Raw genomic sequence first — 23457 nt, forward strand, 5'->3', positions numbered from 1 at the left:
CAATCTTATATTTTTACCTTATTGGTCATCTCGTTTTCATGAAATAGAGCCCATATAACAACAAAGATTCCGAAAACTGGGGGCTTTGTTAACACTCTGTCCAGTAGCTAACGCTACTGGCTTTTTGTTTTGTTCCATCCCCACTACGTTGCGGGCCTGCGCAAGTGATAGTGAGTCTGAAAGTACCTTGGATTACTATAAAAAGTAAAAAAATGTTAACAAATCCGATATTCTATGATACTATCAATTTGTAACAAAAAAATAGGAAAATAAAGGAGATTAATCAAATTTATGAGAAATATTAAAACTATTGCCGTTACTGCTTTAGTAGGAGTAGCTCTAGCTAGTAGTTCAATTGGGGGATCTACTGTAAACGCACAAGAGGTTCCTATTGTAAAGCGAAATGTGACAGTAAAAATTGCACCTGAGATTTCAGATAAGGTATCACAAAAAGTAATCGATCAACTAACTAAATCTCTTCCAGCGGGCGCAACCCTTACTATCCGAAGTGTAATTGATGCTCCTCGAAGCGTTTCCCCAATGATGTTCAGTACATACATAAATAAAGTGAAGCAAGTTACAGACTGGGATGTTGTAGGACAAGCCAAATTCGTTAGATCCGTAGCTCGCGGAAGTTCAATTAAATTAACATCTAGTGAAGTCGTAAAACTGACAGATCAATCTAGAGTTAAAGATACAATTGGGGTTACTTCTAGCGTATCTGCTACAAACGGTGTCCTATCTGCTAGCGAAACCGCTAATGCTAGTAGCGAAATGGAAACTAGTCTAACAAGGGAACTTACTTTTACATTTACAACAGAACGTACTTATTCTGGACCACCACAAACGGATACCCTACATAATTCTACTTCATATTATATCACCCCTATCTATAACCGTGGAACATGGTCGATTGAGCAATATGGTTATTTTAGTGGCAACTATGAAGGTACTGTGTATGGTAATTATACTGAACCAGTTAGATACATTGATTGGTCTGTAGATACGAACTAATGAAAACGCAATTTTTCAAGTATGGTATCGTTCTTATTAGCTTTGACGGATTTTTGTATACAAGCGAACGTTTAGTGGCGAAAATAGTAGCGACAATTAGTGCAGTACCTATGATATCAAACGGTTATCCTAGTGTAGACACATCACCTACTTACCCCCATTTTGGAGATAATATTTTTATTCCTTTACTATTAATTCTTGGAATTATTTCGATTTTATACGGTTTATTAGATAAAGAAAAAGATAAATAGGGGCCGTTTCCGAACAGGTCTCCAGTCAGTAGCGTAAGCTACTGGCTTTTTTGTTGTCTGCGCGCCTAGCCAAGCTAGGCACAACTAGCCGGTGGAAGTCCGGTCGAGGTAAGAGCCAAGTCGCCTCGTAGCTGACAGGCAACTGGTGGAGAGATCCTAAGGTTGAAGCCCTGTGACAAAGTATCCCTGAGAAGGGAGCGAGCAAAACAGCAGGCCGTAACGTAAAGTGAATCCTGCCGCATCGTCAAAAAGACCCTGAAAAGGACAAGAGGGAGTCGAGCTCCGAGATGATGGGCGAAGACCATGGAACGCGTGAAGCCCTTGGAAGTGCAGCGCGGAAGAACCTCCGGTGTAAGAGGATCGGCATGCTGTGAAAGTTATGCTTGGAACTAGGGAGACCCTCCCCCGCACGAAATTTTTTTTTTTTTTTTTTTTTTTGTAAAAAGCAGAAGCTATAAGCCCGAAAGCGTATTAAAGCTGATACGAAGAAGCCTGAACGGAGAAGAAAAAAGAAAAGTACAGGCAAGATTGCAGAAGGCCTACTCAGCGAATGGAGAAGGTTTCTATGTGCATGCTCCGAAGCAAAGAGGGAATGTGAAGGAACAACTGGGTTACATCGGACGATATATGAAACGACCCGCGATAGCGTTAAAAAGGATAAAAGAATACGACGGTGAGTATGTGGTGTTCAGCTACCATGATAAAACCAGCGGAGAAGAGAGAGTAGAAAAGGTGACCGTAGAGGAGTTTATTGCTCGGGTTATTCGGCATATTCCTGATGGAAATTTCAAAACCATCCGATATTATGGTGTTTATGCAAGGCGAATAAAGAAAATATGCAAAGATTTAGTGAGCAATTGGCAGAAAGAAGCAAGGAAGTGGATTGTACAAGTAAAAAAACGATTACAGCGAAGAAGCTGGAGGAGAAGATTCAAAAGGCGAGTGGTAATGATCCGCTAGTTTGTCCGAAGTGCGAATGCTACTATGAATACAAGGGAGAAGTCTGCCTAGAGGAAGGAAAACTCAAGATAAGATACGCAGCATGTAAGAAAACGAAGGGCTGCTTAGAAAGGATGATTTACGATCTCACCAGTATCGAAAAAACGAAAACCAGCAAAGAAAAAGAAAAGCAAACAATTGAGCCTAAGCAAGCACCTGCAATCCAAGGAGTTCGTCAAGTATCTGTGTTTGACGTGCTCGCACAGCGAAGGCATCCCGCTTAGTGTAGTTCGAGATTTTGACATGATGGACGATGGAGATCCAGAAGTACCTCCGCAGTTTTCATGCGAAGCATGTGAGGGGGAAATGTACCCTGAGTATTACAAGGGAGTTCATGGATACGAGTACCGGATTGAAGACAGGATCGGTCCTAGAGAAGTAGAAGGAAGCACAAAGTAGAAGAAAGGGAATGGATATGGGGTGGAAAAGCGAAAGCGGCCGCCTTTAAAGTCGTGTTCATACCACTTCAAATATTCAAAGAACATGACTTTAACAGCGGTTGGAAGCCCATATCCAATTCCTCCCCATGCTCAAAAGTATGGGTACAGACAAGGACCTAGCCGCAGGCTAGGTTTTTCTTAAGGCAGTTATAAGGACTGTACGACCTCGGCGAGAAGCTCGTACGAGTGCAAGCGGGCGTTATGATCGTACACCTGAGTGGTAACGATGCACTCGTCCGCCTTCGTGATGTCGAGAATGTCGCGCAGCCTGTTTCGTACGGTTTCTTTGCTGCCGGCGATGGAATAGCTCAGCTGCTTCGTGAGCAGCGCTTTTTCCTGCGGGGACCATAGTGCTTCCATGCTGTCCACGGGAGGCTTGAGCAGGCCGGTACGACCGCGGATGATGTTCAAGAACTGCTGCTGATGCGAAGTAGCCAGCCGCTGTGCTTCGGCATCGGTATCAGCCGCAATGATGTTCAGCCCGACCATGGCGCAAGGCTTCTCGAGCGCTTCGGATGGGTGGAAATCGCTCCGGTACAAGTGTAGCGCCGGGAGCAGATAATCCGGCGCAAAATGGCTCGCAAACGCGAAAGGCAGTCCCAACTGGCCTGCCAGCTGAGCGCTGAAGCCGCTGGAGCCCAGTAGCCAGATGGGGATGTCGAGGCCTTCGCCCGGGAAGGCGCGGACCCCTGGCCTGCCCGACTCGAGGGCAGGGTTTACATAACCGCGGAGTTCGCTGAGCATCTCCGGGAAGTCGTGGCCGTCGCCGCCCAAGCCGCGGCGCAGCGCGCGGGCCGTCAGTTGGTCGGACCCAGGAGCCCGACCGAGACCGAGGTCGATACGGCCCGGATACATCGACTCGAGCGTTCCGAACTGCTCGGCGATGACTAGCGGCGCATGGTTTGGGAGCATAATGCCGCCGGAGCCTACGCGGATATGCTTGGTGCCTGCCGCGATATAGCCGATCACCAGCGATGTGGCGGAGCTGGCAATGCCCGGCATGTTATGGTGCTCGGCCAGCCAATATCGGTGGTAGCCCCACTTCTCGGCATGCTGCGCAAGGTCAAGTGATCGATGAAAGGAATCGCGCGGCGTACCTCCTTCAATAACGGGAGCCAGATCCAGAATGGAGAATGGGATCGGTGTAGATGGTTGGGACATTGTGGCATTCGCCTCCTATCATGCTGCGCAAGCTGTTATTGTGGGTTGGTAGTCCAGATTCCCGCGGTTTTCACAAACACTCGCAGCGGCAGCTTCAAGGTAGCTAGGATCAGCTCCGCTACATCCTCCGGCTGCATCATACGGTCTTCATCTCCAATAGGCAGACCTGTATTTACAGCAAGCTCCGTATTCACGGTGCTGGGCGTGAGGGCTGTCACTCGGATGTTGGATTTGCGAACCTCCTGCATCAGCGCTTCAGTCAAGCCCATGACGGCAAACTTGGAGGCGCAGTAGGCGGAGCCCGTAGCAAAGCCGCGTTCGCCCGCTGTTGAGGCGATATTGATGATGCTGCCCGCATCTTGCTTCAGCATCGTCGGCAGTGCGGCTCTCGTTATGTAGTAGGTGCCCATCAGGTTGGTCTGAATAATACGTTCCCATTGTGCAGGATCCATGTCGACCAAGGTGCCGAATTGAGCCGTACCGGCATTGTTCAGCAGGATATCAATAGCTCCGAGCTGCTCGCCGAGCAGACTGACGGCACGGTCCGCTTCCTCCTTGCTGCCCACATCAGCGGTGGCCGTGTAGACTTTCACGCCGTGAGCGGCTGTGAGCCCGGATTGAAGAGCTTCCAGGTCGCCGCCGCTTCTCGCGATCAATCCCAGATGTACGGCTTCCTTGGCGAGGGCGATAGCTGCAGCTTTGCCGATGCCTTTCCCTGCGCCGGTAATGATGGCTGTTTTATTTTGCAAATTCATTACGAATCACTCCTTCGCTTATGGTAAAATGAGTCACGTTCAGTGACACAAAAATAATTATTAGGTATTCAGGCAGTCAAAGCAAGTACACACCTCAGTGTTAGCAAGTAACGCTGTGTATACTCATGAGCTCCGTGTAAATAAAAAAACCATCAGACTCTACGTAAGCGGACGCAGTCTGACGGCTGATGGATCTTCTCGGCTCTTCCGAACGGTAGATGGACTCATAGATTGTAAACATATATGCCAAGAGCCAGAATAGCGGCACCAAAGCAAATTACATAATACATCGTGAGCCGGGTCATTTTTCGATCAGTTTTCTTGAAATAGTCCGGATTGCCTTCCCGGTTGCTCCTGGACATGCCGACCAGAACCGTGGCAACAACGGCAACAGCCATGAGAACAAATACGATAATGTAAAAAAGCCATTCGCCAGTCATGAACGATCGCACTCCTTTAGATTCGAATTTCCTCTATCATAACGCAAATGGTGGGGGAAGTAACCAACCACTTGCTCGGGTTTCGAGCCAACCAGTTTGCACGACTTCATTTTTCGTTGATATCCGGTCATTTATACTAGGAATGGGAGGGACCGTCTTGAATTGGCAGCCAGATACAAGCAGTCATATTCCTCTATTTAAGCAGATCATTCAATATATCGAAAATGGGATTGTTACGGGACATATGTTTCCCGGCGAGAGGCTGCCTTCGGAGCGGGAGCTCGCTTCCAAGTGGGGAATTAACCGAAGTACCGTTAACTTGGCGTATGCCGAGCTGCGGGCAACAGGGCTGATCAAATCGGTACAGGGCAGCGGGACTAAGGTAAGCGAGGACCTGTGGGGCATTACGCCCAGGCGTTCGCCTAATTGGAAGGATTACGTGAATGGCGGCTTGTTCCTGCCGAACCAGCCTGTTGCCCAACGGGTCAAGGAGCTGCTCAGGGATGAGTCCTATATCAATTTAGCCAGCAGCGAATTAGCGGAAGAATTGATTCCTGTAGCATGGATGGATCAACTGCTCAAGCAGATCTCATTGAAGCATGCCGTTCAGTACGGGGAGCCAGGCGGAGATCGAGGACTTCGGGAGACGATCGCTGATCATATGCAAGCAGAGCATAAAGTTGAGGTGCAGCCTGAGCAAATTCTCATCACTTCAGGCATTCAGCAGGCGTTTAATCTCATTATTCAATGCTTGCTCTCTCCCGGGGACGCAATTGCGTTGGAACGTCCATCCTTCATGTATTCCAGAACGATATTTACAGCTTCCGGTCTTCGTTTATATCCGATTCCGGTGGACGATTACGGAATTCGCCCGGAGGAGATACGGAAGCTTCACAGCCATCATAAGCTTAGAATGATCTTTGTGAATCCGACGTACCAGCATCCGACAGGGACAACGCTACCTGCGGATCGCCGTCGTAAGCTGCTCGAGATTGCCGAAGAACTGCGCATCCCCATCATCGAGGATGACCCATACAGCTTGCTGACGCTCGGCGGGTCTCCAGCCGCACCGCCATCGCTGCTCGCGATGCATAACGGCGGGGATTTTGTGATTTATCTAGGAACACTGTCCAAAATAGCTGCGCCGGGGCTGCGAATCGGCTGGATGGTCGCCCCCAAGTCTGTGGTGGAAAGGCTTACCGCAGCTAAGGAGCAGATGGATTTCAGTACGAGTGCGCTTTCGCAGCAGCTTGCTAAAGCCTACTTATCCTCGCCAGAGTGGAAGGGAAGGCTGCAAATCATTACGAGGCAATTAACGAGAAGGCGGGACATTATGCTGGATGCGCTCACCAAATATATGCCAAGGGGTTCCAAATGGATCATCCCTGAGGGCGGCTATTATTTGTGGGTCAAGCTTCCTTTCAAAGTGAGCGACAGCAGGCTTGTAGAAGAATGCATCCGCCATCGAGTATTGCTGTACCCGGGTACTGTCTATGGTGCAATCTCCAATCAAATAAGGCTGGTCTACTCCAGAGCGTCCGAAGAGGAGCTGGGGGAAGGCATCCGCAGGTTGTCCCTCGCGCTGCAAAGCTCCCTGTGAGGCAAAAAAATCCCGACACATCGCGTCGGGATTTTACTTTGCGGGCCGGCTGGTCAGCTCGCGGGCTATCGAACGGCATCCTTGGAATACGACTGAATGTATGCCGTGAATGCATCGCTTGGCATGGGCTTACCCAAATAATAGCCTTGGATATAGTCACACTCGAGTGTTTTCAGCTGTTCGAGCTGTTCCCTGCCTTCCACGCCTTCCGCGATAACCGACAGCCCAAGGCTGTGCGACATCGCGATGACGGCTTTGACGATTGCCGCGTCATCCTGGTCTCCGCTCATGTCGCGGATGAAGGATTTATCGATTTTCACCATGTGAATCGGCAGCCGCTTGAGCAGCACCAAGGAGGAATAGCCTGTGCCAAAGTCGTCGATGGCGATATACAGCCCGAGATGAACGATTTCCTTCAGCATCTGGACACTATGCTCCATGTCCTGAATGGCGGTCGTTTCCGTAATTTCTAGACAGAGCAGATTAGGATCGACTCCGGTCTCGTCCAGTACGGATTTAATCCATTTGGAGAAGCCTGCGGAACGGAACTGCTGAGCCGATATGTTGACGGACATCACCAGTGTCGGGAACCTCTGGGCCTGCCATTTCATTAATTGCAGGCAAGCTTCTTTGAGCACCCATTTACTGATGGGGACGATGAGTCCGCTTTCCTCCGCATACGGAATAAATTCACCCGGGGGCACCATGCCGTATTCCGGCGAGTTCCAACGTATAAGCGCCTCGACCCCGATCACACTGCCGCTTCTCAAATCGACCTGAGGCTGATAGTGCAGCGAAAACTCATTTCGCTCGATGGCTTTCCGTAAATTAGTGCTTAAATTGTAATTTTGCTTTACTTTGGAGCTGAGCTCTTCCGTGTACACAATCATTTGATTGCGGCCGCTCTCTTTGGCTTTGTACATAGCCATGTCCGCGTATTTGATCAATGTGTTGCAATCGCCCCCATGATCAGGGAACAGGCACACGCCAATGCTTGCTGTTGTGAAAAGCTCTTCTCCGTCAAGATTGAGCGGTTGGCTGATTCTTTCAATAATCCGGTCCACAATAACTTCAGCCTCGTCCAAATCCTGCAAAGGTGACAGTAAAATAATGAATTCGTCTCCACCCAATCTAGCGATGGTATCGCTGTCTCGAACGCTTTGATTCAGCATCTCGGCGATGTGCTGGAGCAGCGTATCGCCGGAGTGGTGACCAAGTGTATCATTGATGTATTTGAATCGGTCCAAATCGATCATGACGACGGCAAGCTTGCTGTTGTCCGATTCACAGTGCTCCATGCTCGTCTGCAGCTTGTCCAAGAACTTCAGCCGGTTCGGAAGGCCTGTCAGTGTATCGTGATAAGCGAGCCGCCGGATTCGCTCCTCATCCTCTTTACGCTTGGTGATATCGGTGAAAGAGCCGATCATTCGGATGCCTTTGCCTGTTTCGTTCCGAATTGCTTCTCCGGTACTGTATAGCCAAAGATAACCGCTGCTGTCGGAACGGCGAATTCGAAATTCAAGCTGGAACGGTGTCTTGTGATCAACATGCTCCAAAATGCCGTTTCTGAAAGCGTCTAAGTCATCCGGGTGGATCAAGTTCAATAGATCCTGAGGATCACTGGACAAGTCACCAGCCATTTTGCCCAGCATGTTGTAAATGCGAAAATTATACTCCACTTTGTTCGTGATAATATTCCAATCCCAAATCCCGTCGTTGGTGGTCTCCGATACAATCTCCAAACGCTCGGCGATTGAACGGATGTGCTTGAACAGAAACTCCCTTTCCAAGGCGGCGGCAAGAATTGTGTAGGTATGCCTGCCCAGGTCATTGATGAACAGATAATGTAAAGTTTCGAGTGGACCGACAAGCACAAGGAAGCCCCAATCGTAATTTTCGCTCTGAATAGGGTGGACGAAGACAATATCCGAGCCCCCGGCTTGGGTGGAATCGGGCAAGTGACTCAGTTGGGGAAAAGATTTGATAGGGATGCGTTCCCCTACTTCCGGCACTTGATATCCTTTTTTACTGAATACCCGATCTATGATAAGCTCTTGCTGCTGAGAGTTCTGGTCCCATAAAGCCAGATATCCCCAATGTGAAGTATTCATCAGTAGATTCGATAGATCGATTTTCTCATTCGAGGTAACGCGGATAAGCCCCTGAATCAATTCGTAGTTACTGTACTCCAGCTTGCGCAAGGAGGATCGAAGTTCTTCAATGGTTTTCTCGCTCTGCAGCAGCCTTTCACTTAGCTCTTTCTTGGAGTCCTGGCAGCCGCAGGAGGTGCGCACCACTAATGTCGTTGGGACTCTTGTTGCGCGCTGTTCGGGCTGTAAGCCTTCAAGCAAACGGTACAGAACGTTACATGCGGCTGTGCCAAGACCCTCATAGGATTGCTTGACCGTTGTGAGCGAAACGGATTCGTAATTAGCCTGCTCAATATCGTCAAAGCCTACGACCGCCAATTCTCTGCCAACTCCTGCATGATGTTCATGCCAGGCGGATAGGAATCCGATGGCATTACGGTCTGTACCGGCTGCGACAGCGGTAAAGTGAACACCACTCTCCAGGAGCATAGGTACGGCCTCCGCTCCTCCCCCTGAAGGTTATCCGAGACGTAGCAAACCAGCTTCGGATTATAGGGGATGCCTCGCTCAGCAAGAGCTTCCTTGTAGGCCTGAAACCTCTCCATTTGATCCTGTTGGTGAGTAAAAGCAACGAAGACGATCTCTCTATGACCATGGTCGATCAGGTGTAATACGGCCTCTTTCATCCCCCCGGTATTGTCAATGAGGATGGAGTGGCAATCGATATCAGGCTGAACATGACCGATAGAGACGACAGGCTTGCCGGTCTGGGCAATGAGCTGGGCCGTGGAAGAACCGATGCCGTCTAATATGACAATACAAGCATCGCATTGATCGATGAAGACAGGGTGCTCGTTCGGTTCATCATGCGGATGATTGATTTGTGTTTGTATAATCGTTAACTGGGATCCTCTGGTTTGAGCCTCTACAGAGATGGTCGATAATATTTTCCCAAAGTACTCCCCATCAATATGCGGTGTAAATACCGCAATTCGGTAAGGTTGCGTCTGCGATTTCAATTCGGTTACCTGCCTTTTGGTCTGGATGGTAAATAAGCTATGCGGGTAAGAATGGAGATTGCAAAATGTGTAATATGGGGACAATTTCTACAATGTTTTTACGAAATCCTTCAAACTACGACCTAAGTTAAGTAAATATGGTTTTTTCTTGTAGGGTGAAATAACGAAATCCCCCATGTTGGTTCATGAGGGATTTTGTCGATCAGGCAAGGTTCATTCTGAATAGCGGTAGAGTATCTTCGTTCGCTGTTGACATGTTGCTAGGACTGCTTCTGTATCCGCTGAGGGAGGGCCGCGTCTTGGTTGGAAGCTTTCAATTCGTTCAGGAGGCTCATCCGCACTCGCTTCAACCCATTGTATACAATGCCGGCGGCCACCCATATCAGCCCCATCCATAAGGCGTCATGATCGAGCAGCAGCAGTAAGTACCCGATGAAGCTGGCGCCGACTGCCGGTAAAATCAAGAATTTGAGCGTCTGAACGAAGCTTCGCTGCTTATCTCTGCCATAGCGTTTGGCAATAACCGATACATTCACGAAGAAAAAGGCGGTAAGCGCTCCGAAATTCACGAACTTTACTGCTGTATCCAGGCTAATCGCTAGAGCTAACAAGGATATCGCGCTGACGATGATAATATTGGTAACGGGCGTCTGGAATTTGGGGTGAAGCGAGCCGAAGACCCGCTTAGGCAGAACAGAATCGCGGCCCATGACATACAGAAGACGGGACACGCTGGTAACGGACGATAGGCCCTGTGTGAAGATGGCCAGAATGAGTACCGTAATGAAAGCCGAGCTGAGAGCTGCGCCGCCGACTATTCTTACGATTTCAAAGCCTGCCGAATCGACATCCTGGAAGGACAAATGCGGATAGATCAGCTGGGTGAGATACGAAGGGACGAGATAGATGATGCTGGCGGCAAAAATAATAATCATGATCGCTTTAGGAATCGTTCGCCCTGATTCAACCGTTTCTTCTGACATGGTTGTTACGGTATCAAAGCCCAGGAATGAGAAACAGATAATCGCAGCGCCGCCTAGAATAGAAGGGAACGGCACCTCTGATTGGAAAAGAGGCTGCATGGGGTGAATATCTCCGGTGAGATTCCGCAGCAGGAACAAGCAGAACACGGCGATGAATACGATCTGAATCCAGACAAAGATTTTGCTGATGTTCGCCGAAAATTTGATGCCCACGATGTTAACGAAAGCAAGAATGACATTTAAGCCCACGATCCATATCCAAGCCGGAATGGAGGGGAACTGCGCGTGAAGATAAATGCCAAAGGTGAGGCAGGCAATGATCGGTGAGAAAAAATAGTCCAGAAGCAGGGCCCAGCCGACCAGAAACCCGAGGTACGGATGAATGCTCTTGGACGTATAGGTATAGGCAGAGCCTGAAGTGGGGTAGGTCTTGGACATGATTCCGTAGCTGTAGGCGGTAAAGAAGATAGCGGCAAAGGCCAACAAGTACGCTTGAGTCAGCATGCCGTGTGAGTTTTCATAGGCTATTCCATAAATAGAGAAGTAAATCATAGGGGTCATCCAGGCCAGCCCCATATAGACCACTTGGTACATGCTCAAAGATTTGCGTAATGTTACTTCGTTCGTCATGTCAGGCACTCTCCCCTAGTAGAATGGATCGGAATTCGTATACGTATAGGAAAAAGCCCGGAGATATCCATGATTGAATATCCTCCCGGGCTTTTGTCCCTCCGTGAACACAGGCTGACGCTGTGCGTTTTCTCTCGGACCAGACCGGACGAAGTCCGCGGAACCCTAGAAAACAATGAATATGTAATGAACCTTCACTTTGTACCTTCATTTCTGCTAGCATGCAAGAGGAAATGGTGAGGATTACACTATCTATGTCAGTTAATATAACATTTTAATTGAAAAATGAGAAGAGGGAATGAAAAATAAGCTGGATTTCATGAAAAGTGATTGACAGTTGGTAGCGGTGGTGTTACGTTAATTAACACAAACGAATAATATTGTTTACTAGGGTTCCGCCAACAAGCTGCTGCAGCTTGGTTGGGTCTGGTCCAAGAGTAAACCGCTTTTGGGAAACCGAGAGCGCCACGGAAGGATAAAAGCCTGGGAGATATCATCGAGACGACAAGTCTCATGGTGTCTCCTTTTTGTTTATCATCAGCATATTCAAGTGGGGAGAAGGGGAGCTGGACAATATGACAAAGCCATGGAGTATCACGATCGCCTCTGGCGGGAAATGGTCGGGGATCATCGGCAGAGGAAAGCTGATTTGCTTTACGGCGCTGGAAGCCGGGGCGAATGTATCGATTCAATTTTATAACGCAAGAGACTTGACGGAGCGCTACAACATGCCGGATACGCTCAAGGCCCAGTATACGGCTCACTTGACCAAAGGGAATATCTTGATGAGCGATAACGGAAGAGCTATGGCCAGCTTTGTGCAGGATAGTCTGGGCTGGCATGATACGATCTCTGGTTATACGAGCCGGCTTGCGACGGATGCCAAATACGGGGCGACCAACTATCAGGAGCTGCGCAATGAGTGGCTGCGAAGCGGGCAGGAGAATTTTGCCGTCGAGCTAGTACGCAGCGGTCTCGGGATGCGGGATATGATGCCGGTAGTCAACCTATTCTCAAAAGTGAGCTGTGACTTGGAAGGCAAGATGCACTTCGCCGTTGATCATTGTCCGGCTGGGGCGGCCGTGACGCTGAGAACGGAAATGGATGTTTTGATGGTGCTGTCAAATACACCGAATCCGCTTGATCCGAGAGAGTTTTATCCTTCGGTGCCTGTGAAGCTGGAAGTTCTGGCTGCAGAGCCGGTGCATGAGCAGGATGCTTGCTTGAATCATCGCGCAGAGAATCGTCGGGCGTTTGAAAATACATGGGAGTACTACGAATTATCAGGATTTTAAATGGAACGAACGTTAAAGGGGAGATAGGAATGGGTGTATTCAACCGTGTGGAAAGTCCGCGAAAGGCCGAAGAGGCGCTGTATAACGAGGTTGTGCTTGCCGGAGACGGCTGGATGCACGAATTAAAGCCAGGTCAGGTACTGCGAATTGTCGACCTGGAGGGAAATCAGGCCGCGGATACGCTGTTTTACGATGCGGATAACCCGGAGGATCATTACAGCGCGGTCGCGACAATCGCCGGCCAGGGCAACATCTATTTGACGGCAGGCTCGGTGCTGCGGGCAGAGTCCGGCAAGGAGCTGTTAACAATTGTAGCCGATACCTGCGGGCGCCACGACACTGTTGGGGGATCCTGCTCGGCGCAAAGCAATGCGGTGCGTTATGCGCACGAGAAATTATCGATGCACAATTGCCGGGATACCTTTATGCTGCAGCTTGCTAAGCATGATGGGGCCTACACGAAGAGAGATTTGGCGCCGAACGTGAACTTTTTCATGAATGTACCTGTAACGCCGGAGGGCGGTCTCAAGTTTGATGACGGCGTTTCCTCGCCGGGAGCTTATGTGGAAATGCAATCACACGGAAGGACGATGGTGTTGATCAGCAACTGTCCGCAGCTTAACAATCCATGCAATGCGTATAACCCAACGCCGATTCGGGTCCTGATTTGGGAGAAGTAGGCTGCTTACTGGAAGACCGGATGACTTCAAGAAGAACCAACTGACAAGGAGTGGTACCTATGTTCAAAAAAGTACTTATCGCGAATCGAGGCGCTATTGCCGTAAGAATTGAGCGGACGCTGCGGGCTATGGGAATTGCATCGGTGGCTGTATACACAAGTGCGGATCAAGACAGCTTTCATGTCGATCATGCGGATGAAGCGGTATGTATCGGAGAGGGGCCTGCGAAGGAGAGCTACTTGAATGCTGAGCTGATTCTGCAGACGGCTCTGGAGACGGGGGCAGAAGCGATTCATCCGGGATACGGCTTTCTAAGCGAGAACGCCGAGTTTGCGCGGGCGTGCCGGGAGCGTGGCATCGTGTTCATCGGTCCGACTCCGGAGCAGATGGAGATGTTCGGACTTAAGCATTCTGCAAGGGAAATCGCAGAGCGGGCAGGTGTGCCGATGCTGCCGGGCACGTCCCTGATCACTGAACTGGAAGAAGCCTTGCAAGAAGCTGGGCGGATCGGATACCCGGTGATTCTAAAAAGCACGGCAGGCGGCGGAGGCATCGGTATGCGGGTTTGCGCCGACGATGAGGAGCTGGGATCCGCCTACGACGGTGTGCGCCATCTGGCTGAGACGAACTTTAAGAACGGCGGCTTGTTTCTCGAAAAATACATTGCCAGAGCCCGCCATGTCGAAGTACAAATCTTTGGCAATGCCTTTGGTGAAGTTGTCGCTCTGGGCAGAGAGATTGCTCCATTCAACGCCGCAATCAGAAGGTAATTGAAGAAAGTCCTGCACCGAATCTGACCGATGAGGTGAGGGAAGCGATGTTCGCTTCAGCAAGAAGCCTTGCTGCTGAGGTAGGGTATCGCAGCGCAGGGACGGTCGAGTTCCTGTACGATCCTCAGACCGGTGAGTTTTACTTCCTTGAAGTAAACACCCGCCTGCAGGTAGAGCACGGGGTTACGGAGGAAGTGCTCGGGATCGATCTGGTGGAATGGATGGTCCGTGAAGCTGCGGGCGAGCTTCAGCAGCTATCCTCCCTTGTCGGGAAACCGAAAGGCCACAGCATCCAGGCGCGTATTTATGCCGAGGATTGTCTGCAGCAGTTCCGTCCGAGCGCAGGCCAGCTCGACCATGTTGATCTTTCGCCCAATGCGAGAAACGAGACATGGGTTCGCGACGGCTTAACCGTAACCACCCTATACGATCCGATGCTCGCCAAAATCATTGTGCACGGGAAAGACCGTGCCGAAGCGATTCAGCTGCTGATCCGCGCTCTCGAAGAGACGCGCATGTACGGTATCACAACGAATCTGCAATACCTGCAGGAGCTGCTGCGGGAGCGGGATGTGGTGGAAGGGCATGTGTTTACACAGCTGCTTAACGGTTTTGAGCCAGCTGAACATGCCATTGAAGTGGTGGACGGAGGCATTCAATCCACCGTCCAGGACTATCCCGGACGTATCCGTCACTGGGATGTCGGTGTACCGCCTTGCGGGCCGATGGATCCGTTGTCGTTCCGCATCGGTAACAAGCTGCTCGGCAATCCGGACGATGCTCCGGGCCTTGAATTGACGCTGCGCGGAGGTGCTTATAAATTCCGCAGTGATATGAGAATCTGCATAACGGGAGCAGATATGCTGGCTGAATTGGACGGCGTGCCGGTGCAAACCTACAAGGCGTTCATGGCTGCCAAAGGGCAGGTGCTCAGCTTCGGCGAAGCGAAGATGGGCATGCGCGCCTACCTGCTGATCGAGGGCGGACTCGATATGCCTCGTATTCTGGGCAGCGCCTCGACCTTTACGCTGGGCGGCTTCGGCGGTCATGGCGGTCGGGCGCTGCGCCCTGGCGATGTGTTGGGTGTTGTCAGAACGAGAGCGGCTTCCGCTGCGGTGCGCGAGGCGGCAGCGGGTCTTGCCGACGGCAAGGTCGAGTACGGTTCGGGATTGAGTGTACCTAAAGCGACCGCTTCAGCTCTCATGGGAGCTTCGGAGCAGCGAAATAGGCTGGAAGCTAGTCAGGAACCGGGTGAGCCGTCGGAAGCGGGACGTGAAGAGGCTGCTGAAGAGCTTACAGGACTGCGAGCGGAGACATTGGCACAAGGACAGGCGGCAGCAGGATGTGAAGAGGCTACCGAGCTGATTAGCGGCATCGCAGCGAAGTCGGGAGCAGCTGATCAGACGGCAGGCGTGGCATTGCCGAAGGAGTTCCAGCCTGTGATGACCCGTGAGTGGACGCTGGGCGTTATCCCGGGGCCTCACTGTACGGGAGAATTCCTTAAGCCAGAATATTTGCAGCAGTTAACGGAAATCAGCTACGAAGTACATTTTAATAGTTCGAGAACGGGGGTCCGTTTGAAAGGCCCTGCACCGCTCTGGACGCGTGAGGATGGCGGAGAAGCGGGACTGCACCCTTCGAATATTCATGATAATGCATATGCCATCGGTACGCTGGATCTAACCGGCGATATGCCGATTCTGTTAGGACCTGACGGTCCGAGCTTGGGAGGGTTCGTGTGTCCGGTGACAACGGCGTCAGCGGAGTTCTGGAAAATCGGTCAGCTTCATCCGGGAGATACGGTGCGTTTCCGATTGCTGACGCTTGAAGAGGCGGAGGCCCTCCGAGACGCTCAGGAGGGCAATCTGCAGGGAATAGGCAGAGGTGATCTAGCACAGCTGCAAGCGGTAGGTAGCGGTGATCTAGCGCAGCTGCAAGCAGTAGGTAGCGGTGATCTAGCACAGCTGCAAGCAGTAGGTAGCGGTGATCTAGGACAGCTGCAAGTGGTAGGCAGCGATGATCTAGCACAGCTGCAAGCGGTAGGTAGCGGTGATCTAGCACAGCTGCAAGCAGCAGGGGACGATGATCTGACGAAGCTGCAAACAAGTGGAAGTGGAGAACTGTTACAGCTGCAAGCGACTGGCAGTGGTGATGTGTTGCAGCTCAAACCGACTGGCGCCGGTGATCCATGGGAATTGAAATCGGCAGGGTTGTCGGATGTGGGCGAAACGATCACAGCGGAATACCCGAAGCTGTTTCAATCGGCGGAAGGACGCTGCTTCCCGATTACGATCCGCTGCTGCGGGGATCAAAATCTGCTCGTCGAGTACGGTGAGCTGGAATTGGATCTGCTGCTTCGCTTTCAGGTGCAGGCTCTGATGCAGGCGATTATCGACAGCGAAGCGATTCCTGTGCTTGATCTAACGCCGGGTATCCGTTCCTTGCAGGTGCATATTGATTTGTCGCTCATCACGGTCAAAGAAGCCTGCAAGCGAATCATCCGAATCGATGAGGCACTTCCGCCTTTGGAATCGTTCCGTGTTCCGTCGAGGATTGTGCGCTTGCCGCTCTCCTGGGACGACCCGGCTACCAAGCTGGCGATTGAACGCTACCAGCAGGGTGTCAGACCGGATGCTCCTTGGTGCCCGAGCAACCTGGAGTTCATCCGCCGTATCAACGGACTGGATAGCATTGAACAAGTGCGGGACATCGTTTATGGAGCGAATTACTTGGTGCTAGGCCTCGGGGATGTCTATCTTGGAGCGCCTGTAGCGACACCTGTAGATCCGCGCCACCGACTTGTCACGACCAAGTATAATCCTGCCCGTACGTGGACGCCGGAGAACGCCGTCGGTATCGGGGGAGCCTATATGTGCGTGTACGGTATGGAGGGTCCCGGAGGCTATCAGTTCGTAGGACGTACGATCCAGATGTGGAATCGCCTGCGATCCACCGAAAGCTTCAAGCCCGGCAAGCCTTGGCTGCTGAGATTTTTTGATCAGATTCAGTTTTATCCGGTCGAAGCGGATGAACTGCTGAAATTGCGCGAGGATTTCCTGCGCGGCCGCTATGAGGCGGATATTACGGAAACAACCTTTGATCTTGGCGAGTATCTGCAATTCCTTGCTTCGATTGAGGAAAGCACGGCTGCATTCCGAGAACAGCAGCAGATAGCCTTCAAAGCGGAGCGAGACAGCTGGAAGGCTTTAGGACTCGCAGAATACGTATCCGAGCAAGAGGCACCAGAGGAAAAACCGGAGGATGAGCTGCCTGAAGGTACGGTAGGTGTACGCGGCATTATGCCAGGCAGCGTGTGGAAGGTGCTCGTGAATCCGGGCGAGCCTGTGAAGAAAGGTGACAAATTAGCCATTCTGGAAAGTATGAAAATGGAATTCCCGCAGCATGCGCCTTGTGACGGCTACGTGTCTTCCATCTTCGTTAACCCTGGTGATCAGGTTCATGCCGGTCAGCTTCTTGTCGGTATTGCTCAATAGAAGGAAGAGAGGTGCAGAAGCATGAGTCAGAGTCAAAGCCGAAGTCAGAGTCAGAATCAGAATCAGAATCGTAACTCGAACTCGGATTCGAACGTGAGCCAGAGCTCAAACTCGGATCCGAACGTGAGCCAGAGCTCAAACTCGGACACAAGCTTGAACCAGAATCCGAGCCAGGTCCCGAGTTGGAATCAGGACCTAAATTGGAGCCAGAACTTGGATCCGAACTTAAACCGGAACTCAAGTCAGAGCTTTTACTCAAACTCTAATCAACCGCTGCTGCCGCTGGAGCTGGATGTAGCTACGCTGCGCGAGTTATATAGAAGCAAGTCTATTACGCCTTCTCAGGTTATGGATGTGATCATTGCTCGGTCGGAGGCGGACCGAGACATGAACATCTGGATTACCCCTCCTTCCCGGGAGCTGATCCAGCCGTACTTGGACGATCTCGCAGGGCTCGACCTCGATAAAGCACCACTTTGGGGTATCCCCTTCGCGGTGAAGGACAACATCGACCTTGCAGGCGTGCCGACGACGGCAGCCTGCACGGAATACGCGTACACGCCTGCTGATCATGCAGGCGTGGTCGGGCGTCTCATCGCCGCGGGGGCTATCCCCGTCGGCAAAACCAACCTCGACCAGTTCGCCACAGGCCTGGTCGGCACGCGCAGCCCTTACGGGGAGACGCATAACGCGCTTCGCCCCGAACTGATCAGCGGCGGCTCTAGCTCTGGCTCCGCTGTATGTGTGGCGCGAGGGCAAGCGGCCTTCGCGCTGGGTACCGATACCGCGGGCTCGGGACGCGTGCCCGCGGCTTTGAACCGCCTGGTCGGCTACAAGCCAAGTCTTGGCGCGTGGCCGACCCTCGGCGTAGTGCCAGCGTGCGCGAGTCTCGACTGCGTCACGGTGTTCGCCCACAGCCTGGCGGATTCGCTGGCTGTGGATGCCGTGGCGCGGGGCGCGCACGAGGCCGACCCGTGGTCGCGCAGCGTCCCGCGCCCGAAGGCAGACCGGCTGCCGGCCAAGGTCTGCCTGCCGGCGGAGCCGCTCGCGTTCTACGGGCCGAACGCGAGCGAGTACAGCAGCGCCTGGGACGCAGCCGTCCGGCGCTTGCAAGAGCTGGGCATCCACGTGGACTACGTGGATGCGGAGCTGTTCGCGCAGGCGGCGTCACTCCTCTATGAAGGCCCGTGGGTCGCAGAACGATGGGCTGCCCTCGGCAGCTTCATCGAGGAGCGACCGGGCGCGGCCTTCCCAGTGACGGAGCGCATTCTGCGCTCGGGCTCGGCTGCCGCGGGCTACGACGCCGCGGCAGTCTTCCAGGCGCATCACAAGCTGCAGCGCCTGAAGCTGGAGGCGCGGCGTCTGCTGCAGGACGCCGTGCTGGTCATGCCCACCTGCGGGGGGACATGGACCCGCGAGCAGGTTCGTCAGGACCCGGTTGGCACGAACCGGGATATGGGGCGGTATACGAACCATTGCAACCTGCTGGATCTATGCGCCGTGGCCGTGCCAGCGGGTGATGCTGCGCCAGACACGCCTTTTGGCATCACACTGTTTGCGCTGGCTGAGAATGAGAGTCTCATTTGCGGCATGGCAGACAAATGGGCTCACAGCGAGTCGGAGATAACGGCTGCGGCTGTGGATAATATACTGCAAGCCGGCGGGGTTGCTTTGAAACCAGCCGTTATGAATGGCGATATGAGTATAGAGCTGATTGCTGATAGCGGAGAGGGTGCAGGCACTGGCACTGGCACTGGCACTGGCACTGGCACTGGCACTGGCACTGGCATAGGTGAGGCGTCAAAGATTAGAACTGCCGCTGCCGAAAATGCTTCCTCCGGCACCACGTTAGTAGCCGTCTGCGGGCTGCATATGAGAGGCTTCCCGCTCGAGAAGCAAATGATAGGCTGCGGCGCGACGTTCCTGCGATTGGAGCGGACTGCAGCGAAGTATCGGCTGGTCAAGCTGCCGACAAGCCCTGAGAAGCCGGGCTTGATTAAATGTTCTTCCGGAGGCGGTTCGGTAGAACTCGAGCTATGGGAGATGCCGATCGCTTCATTCGGCGGCTTTGCAGCAGCGATTCCAGCACCTCTCGGGATTGGCAAAGTGGAACTGGCTGACGGAACCGAGGTTCCCGGCTTTGTGTGCGAGGCTTATGGAGCAGAACAAGGGGAGGATATCACAGCCAGCGGCGGCTGGAGATATATCATGGAGCCAGCGAGCAAGCCGTAATTAACTTATGCACATAGATATCCACATTATCAACATATCCCCAAAGCTTGCTGTGTATAAGTTCAGTAATTGATGTACACATATCCACAGGTTGACTTATCCACAATATCGGGGATCAACAGATGAGCATTCCCACCCATAAAATTGGGCGCAAACACGAATACATGTGTTGCGCCTTTTCATTGCATAAGAATGCCCGATCAAAATATAAAAGTGCCGGGAAGTTCAGGTAAGAGCTCTCGAAGAGCAGCTTGTGAAGCTAGTCATGAAAGCTCTTGGAGCAACAGTTCAGGGCGCAAACACGAATACGTGTGTTGCGCCCTTTAACTGTTGACAAAGGTCGTGGAAGGATCAGCCTGCGCCCTATCTCTGCATACACCGTTTTCTATGACGGCCTATTTCGCTTACTTGTTTTTCTTGGATTTGGATTGTGCAACCTCGGAGTCTTGGTTGTTGCTCGTTTGCGGCTTTTGGCCTGTGCTGCTGTTGTCGTTATTCGGCATGTCGGTTCCCCTCCCTTCCTGTTCGAATCGATAGAAGTATCTCCGTTAAAGGTCTATCATATTCTTAGTTTTTCATGTGTCCTGCGTCGGCGAACTTACAGCTGCCCCGCCCTTAGTCGGGGAAATAGTACGACCTTTGTCTGAGCCAAGACACAACCAAAGTGCGTTTTGACTCTTGAGAATCTCCTTTATGATGAAAGTAACAAATGACGGATAAGTGAACTTTTTCATAAAACAGTCGTCAAGTCATGAGGAGGAAGATATGATGAAGGATGGATCACCAAAGTCAATGCTTTGGGCGTTAGGTTCGTTGGGGCTTATCCCTCTTATTGGAACGATCTATGTGCATCTGAACCATGCGGGAGGTATTTCACACAGTCTGGTCACGGATTTAGACCGGCAGCTGCCGTTTCTTCCGGTGTTTGTGATTCCTTATTTAAGCTGGTATGTTTTTCTTGCGGTATCCTTTGTTTATTTGATTTGTAAGCACCAGGAGGTCTACTACCGGACACTGATACAATTCTTGGCGGGCCTGCTGCTCTGTTACGGCATTTATGCCGTGTATCAGACCTATGTGCCCAGACCGGAGGTTACGGGAACTGGTACCATACAAAAGCTGATGGGATGGGTATATGATAATGATGAGCCGTTTAATTGCTTTCCGAGTACGCATGTGTTGACCTCTTATCTCATCATGAAAGCGTATTGGGGATCCGTTAGGATTCCAAAGCTCTATAGAGTGGCAGTAACGGGGATGTCGCTGCTGATTATCATATCTACGCAGTTTGTGAAACAGCATGTGCTGCTTGATATTGTCGGAGCCGTCATCATTGCAGAGGGCTTGAGCTACGCAGTGAATCGTTGGCTGATTTTCAAACGGCCGGTTCCGCACGTAGGAACATCGTTAGACATGGGTACAATAGGAATAAAACAATCCCTATATACAGAAAGAGCGGGAAGTGTGTTACAAGGGGGTCTTCGCAAGTGATCAAGAGACAGAGAGAAAAGATTTTAATACTGACGGGTTCATTGGGAGACGGACACAATAAAGCGGCTCAGGCGATATTGGAGGCTGCGCAGTACTACAGGCCCGATGTTGATGTGGAAATCGTCGATTTTTTGGAATGGACACATCCTTACCTGCACTCGGTGGGCAAATACTGCTACATGCAGTGGGTGAAAAGCCTGCCGTCCGTCTACGGGTACTTATACCGCAAAACAAGAGAAGACAATACCTTCTCGCATATGTTTAAGCGTATGAAATCGTTCAGCACAGACCGGATGCTGGAGCTGCTGCATCAAGTGAGACCGACTGAGGTGGTTTGCACGTTTCCGGGGGCTGCCGCGGCTATGTCTCATTTGAAGTCGATGGGGCTGATTCGCATTCCAACCGTAACGGTTATAACGGATTACACAGCGCACAGCTATTGGATTCATCCTTGCACAGACAGGTATCTCGTTGGAGCTGATCATGTCAAACAAGCGCTGCTTCGTTACCGTGTTCCTGAGCAGCAGATTAGCGTAACCGGCATTCCGATCCGTCTTCCTTTTACACGGCAGTATGACCGGAATATGCTGAGAGAGCGGTACGGATTGGATCAGCAGCTGCCGACGGTGCTCATTATGGGCGGTGGTCATGGTCTGATCGGAAAGCAATTTCTATCTGTGCTGCAGTCGGATGAGCTCGCTCCGATACAGTTTATTTTCGTGTGCGGACGCAATGAGAAGCTGAAGCACCTGCTTGAAGAAGAACTGGGTGGACCCAAAACGCATCATCGCGTGTTGATTACTGGATTTATCGATCATGTTCATGAGCTGATGGCTTTATCGGATCTAATTATTACGAAGCCCGGAGGGCTAACGGTATCCGAAGCGCTCGCGCTGGAGCTGCCAATGATGCTTTACAAGCCCATACCCGGCCAGGAGCAGGACAACGCGGCCTATCTGGTGGGATTGGGTGCTGCAATCGAAGCGAAGAATGCGGCGGATTTGAAAATGCAGCTGCTGCAGGTGATGAAGAACCGCGCACTGCTAACCGCTTTGAAAAAGAAAGCGAAAGCCTCCGTTCCGGTCTGGGGGCGATTGATACGCTGAATGCCATATTGGAAACAAGACATCACAATGTTCAGGCACATGGCAGACTAGTAGCCACATATGCTAATGCATAGAGGTGTTTGCTTCCGCCTTCACAGGAGAGGCGAAGGCTGCATGTGCAGAAGGGAGTGATGAGCTGTGAAAAGCGTCCTTACCGTGATTCTGGGCTTCAGTGCGCTGTACACGCTTGTACCTTGGTTCCTAACCAGAATCTTGGGCGTCGGGGTTGTGCGCCGGGGAGCAGGTGAGAAGGAAATTGCTTTTACGTTCGATGACGGACCGAATCCGGCGTATACGCCGCGGCTGCTCGATTTGCTTAATCAATATGGAGTAAAGGCTACCTTCTTCGTTCTCGGAGCCAAAGCGGAAGCGTATCCCGAGATCATTCAACGCATGCATCGGGAAGGACACCAGATTGGCGTCCATAATTACGTGCATCGGGCGAATTGGTTCATGCTCCCCTGGACCGTGCACAAGCAGGTGGATCGAACCTCCCGAGTCGTTGAACGTCTTACAGGGGAGCGCCCTTCGTATTACCGACCGCCTTGGGGTGTGCTGAACGGATGCGATTTTATGTGGAAGAGAGGACATACCTTTGTCTTGTGGTCGCTCATGGCTCATGATTGGCGCAGCCGGACAGGTAAGAACACGCTGAAGGATAAGCTGCAATCCCGGATGGAAGACGGCTCCATTATCCTGCTGCACGACTGCGGGGAGACCTTCGGCGCAGATCGTGAGGCGCCTGCTGCGATGCTTGTCGCTCTGGCGGAGGTGCTGGAAGAACAGAGAGGTCAGGGCTTCCGCTATGTTCGGATCGACGAGCTCCACACATCCGATACCGTTTCCGTTCATGTGGAGCAGCGTGCTTCCGCATCTAAGGTGATGTGAGGTTGATGCGGGGTGAAAGAGATGGACTTTTATCAAGGTGTACGAGGTGTACGTGAAGTACGTGAATTCTATATACAAGCAACAAAACGGTTAAGCCCCGTTGATTCAGGGGTCTTAAC

At 51.7% G+C, this 23457-nt stretch carries 16 protein-coding genes, 2 pseudogenes and 2 riboswitches; of the genes and pseudogenes, 12 read left to right on the forward strand and 6 right to left on the reverse strand.

Annotation, left to right across the window (positions count from 1 at the left end; translation table 11 throughout):
• Positions 1-291 precede the first annotated feature (291 nt).
• From L0M14_RS01550 to L0M14_RS32310, 3 genes and pseudogenes are all read left to right on the forward strand, one after another.
• On the forward strand, positions 292-1014 hold the full coding sequence (locus L0M14_RS01550; protein ID WP_235120351.1) for a hypothetical protein: 723 nt from the start codon (positions 292-294) through the stop codon (positions 1012-1014).
• Positions 1014-1265, forward strand: coding sequence for a hypothetical protein (locus tag L0M14_RS01555; protein WP_235120352.1), 252 nt, complete (start codon positions 1014-1016; stop codon positions 1263-1265). The genes L0M14_RS01550 and L0M14_RS01555 overlap by 1 nt, the downstream gene beginning before the upstream one ends.
• Positions 1266-1733: 468 nt before the next feature.
• Positions 1734-2488 (forward strand): annotated as a pseudogene (locus L0M14_RS32310) (transposase); the annotation flags it as partial.
• Positions 2489-2851: 363 nt separating this feature from the next.
• Here the strand turns inward: L0M14_RS32310 and L0M14_RS01570 are convergent.
• The 3 genes from L0M14_RS01570 to L0M14_RS01580 form a co-directional block, all read right to left on the reverse strand.
• Positions 2852-3865 carry an LLM class flavin-dependent oxidoreductase gene (locus L0M14_RS01570; protein WP_235120353.1) on the reverse strand — a complete coding sequence of 338 codons (1014 nt, stop codon included), beginning with the start codon at positions 3863-3865 and terminating at the stop codon, positions 2852-2854.
• 35 nt (positions 3866-3900) lie between these two features.
• Positions 3901-4620, reverse strand: coding sequence for a 3-ketoacyl-ACP reductase (locus tag L0M14_RS01575; protein WP_235120354.1), 720 nt, complete (start codon positions 4618-4620; stop codon positions 3901-3903).
• Positions 4621-4844: 224 nt separating this feature from the next.
• Positions 4845-5060, reverse strand: a complete 216-nt coding sequence (locus L0M14_RS01580; RefSeq protein ID WP_235120355.1) for a hypothetical protein — start codon at positions 5058-5060, stop codon at positions 4845-4847.
• Between the two features lie 157 nt (positions 5061-5217).
• Between L0M14_RS01580 and pdxR the strand changes: the two genes are divergently transcribed.
• Positions 5218-6660 carry a MocR-like pyridoxine biosynthesis transcription factor PdxR gene (pdxR, locus tag L0M14_RS01585; protein ID WP_235120356.1) on the forward strand — a complete coding sequence of 481 codons (1443 nt, stop codon included), beginning with the start codon at positions 5218-5220 and terminating at the stop codon, positions 6658-6660.
• 65 nt (positions 6661-6725) lie between these two features.
• Here pdxR and L0M14_RS01590 read toward each other — a convergent pair whose 3' ends face one another.
• The 3 genes from L0M14_RS01590 to L0M14_RS01600 all read right to left on the reverse strand — a co-directional run bounded on the left by L0M14_RS01590 (position 6726) and on the right by L0M14_RS01600 (position 11382).
• A complete protein-coding gene (locus L0M14_RS01590) occupies positions 6726-9233 on the reverse strand; it encodes an EAL domain-containing protein (RefSeq protein WP_260115474.1) in 2508 nt (835 codons plus the stop codon).
• A complete protein-coding gene (locus tag L0M14_RS30855; RefSeq protein ID WP_260115429.1) occupies positions 9116-9769 on the reverse strand; it encodes a LacI family DNA-binding transcriptional regulator in 654 nt (217 codons plus the stop codon). Before L0M14_RS30855 ends, L0M14_RS01590 begins: the two co-directional genes overlap by 118 nt.
• A gap of 260 nt (positions 9770-10029) precedes the next feature.
• The gene (locus L0M14_RS01600) at positions 10030-11382 is read right to left on the reverse strand and encodes an APC family permease (protein ID WP_235120357.1); all 1353 of its coding nucleotides are present in this window, start codon (positions 11380-11382) and stop codon (positions 10030-10032) included.
• An 80-nt stretch (positions 11383-11462) separates the two neighbouring features.
• Positions 11463-11562: riboswitch (guanidine-I (ykkC/yxkD leader) on the reverse strand.
• Between the two features lie 196 nt (positions 11563-11758).
• Positions 11759-11874: riboswitch (guanidine-I (ykkC/yxkD leader) on the forward strand.
• A gap of 83 nt (positions 11875-11957) precedes the next feature.
• Between L0M14_RS01600 and L0M14_RS01605 the strand changes: the two genes are divergently transcribed.
• The 8 genes and pseudogenes from L0M14_RS01605 (at position 11958) to L0M14_RS01640 (ending at position 23338) form a co-directional block, all read left to right on the forward strand.
• On the forward strand, positions 11958-12677 hold the full coding sequence (locus L0M14_RS01605; protein WP_235120358.1) for an urea amidolyase associated protein UAAP1: 720 nt from the start codon (positions 11958-11960) through the stop codon (positions 12675-12677).
• A gap of 29 nt (positions 12678-12706) precedes the next feature.
• Positions 12707-13357, forward strand: coding sequence for an urea amidolyase associated protein UAAP2 (locus L0M14_RS01610; protein WP_235120359.1), 651 nt, complete (start codon positions 12707-12709; stop codon positions 13355-13357).
• Between the two features lie 59 nt (positions 13358-13416).
• Positions 13417-14312: pseudogene (locus L0M14_RS01615) on the forward strand (ATP-binding protein); the annotation flags it as partial.
• Between the two features lie 36 nt (positions 14313-14348).
• Positions 14349-17621, forward strand: a complete 3273-nt coding sequence (locus L0M14_RS01620) for a carboxyltransferase domain-containing protein (protein WP_235122775.1) — start codon at positions 14349-14351, stop codon at positions 17619-17621.
• Positions 17622-17894: 273 nt separating this feature from the next.
• Positions 17895-19853 (forward strand): allophanate hydrolase, encoded by a 1959-nt coding sequence (gene atzF, locus L0M14_RS01625; protein ID WP_235122776.1) that lies wholly within the window; start codon positions 17895-17897, stop codon positions 19851-19853.
• Between the two features lie 765 nt (positions 19854-20618).
• Entirely contained in the window at positions 20619-21344 is a 726-nt protein-coding gene (locus tag L0M14_RS01630; RefSeq protein ID WP_235120360.1) for a phosphatase PAP2 family protein, read from the forward strand.
• A complete protein-coding gene (locus tag L0M14_RS01635; protein ID WP_235120361.1) occupies positions 21341-22450 on the forward strand; it encodes an MGDG synthase family glycosyltransferase in 1110 nt (369 codons plus the stop codon). Before L0M14_RS01630 ends, L0M14_RS01635 begins: the two co-directional genes overlap by 4 nt.
• Positions 22451-22588: 138 nt before the next feature.
• Positions 22589-23338 carry a polysaccharide deacetylase family protein gene (locus L0M14_RS01640; protein WP_235120362.1) on the forward strand — a complete coding sequence of 250 codons (750 nt, stop codon included), beginning with the start codon at positions 22589-22591 and terminating at the stop codon, positions 23336-23338.
• Positions 23339-23457 lie beyond the last annotated feature (119 nt).

Source organism: Paenibacillus hexagrammi (genome assembly GCF_021513275.1).
GTDB lineage: Bacteria > Bacillota > Bacilli > Paenibacillales > NBRC-103111 > Paenibacillus_E > Paenibacillus_E hexagrammi.

What these genes read in the sequence shown, in the direction of transcription:
- L0M14_RS01550 (WP_235120351.1), top strand. Translation starts at nt 292, where the DNA reads ATGAGAAATATTAAAACTATTGCCGTTACTGCTTTAGTAGGAGTAGCT.
- L0M14_RS01555 (WP_235120352.1), top strand. Translation starts at nt 1,014, where the DNA reads ATGAAAACGCAATTTTTCAAGTATGGTATCGTTCTTATTAGCTTTGAC.
- L0M14_RS01570 (WP_235120353.1), bottom strand. Translation starts at nt 3,865, where the DNA reads ATGTCCCAACCATCTACACCGATCCCATTCTCCATTCTGGATCTGGCT.
- L0M14_RS01575 (WP_235120354.1), bottom strand. Translation starts at nt 4,620, where the DNA reads ATGAATTTGCAAAATAAAACAGCCATCATTACCGGCGCAGGGAAAGGC.
- L0M14_RS01580 (WP_235120355.1), bottom strand. Translation starts at nt 5,060, where the DNA reads ATGACTGGCGAATGGCTTTTTTACATTATCGTATTTGTTCTCATGGCT.
- L0M14_RS01600 (WP_235120357.1), bottom strand. Translation starts at nt 11,382, where the DNA reads ATGACGAACGAAGTAACATTACGCAAATCTTTGAGCATGTACCAAGTG.
- L0M14_RS01605 (WP_235120358.1), top strand. Translation starts at nt 11,958, where the DNA reads ATGACAAAGCCATGGAGTATCACGATCGCCTCTGGCGGGAAATGGTCG.
- L0M14_RS01610 (WP_235120359.1), top strand. Translation starts at nt 12,707, where the DNA reads ATGGGTGTATTCAACCGTGTGGAAAGTCCGCGAAAGGCCGAAGAGGCG.
- L0M14_RS01620 (WP_235122775.1), top strand. Translation starts at nt 14,349, where the DNA reads ATGGTCCGTGAAGCTGCGGGCGAGCTTCAGCAGCTATCCTCCCTTGTC.
- L0M14_RS01630 (WP_235120360.1), top strand. Translation starts at nt 20,619, where the DNA reads ATGATGAAGGATGGATCACCAAAGTCAATGCTTTGGGCGTTAGGTTCG.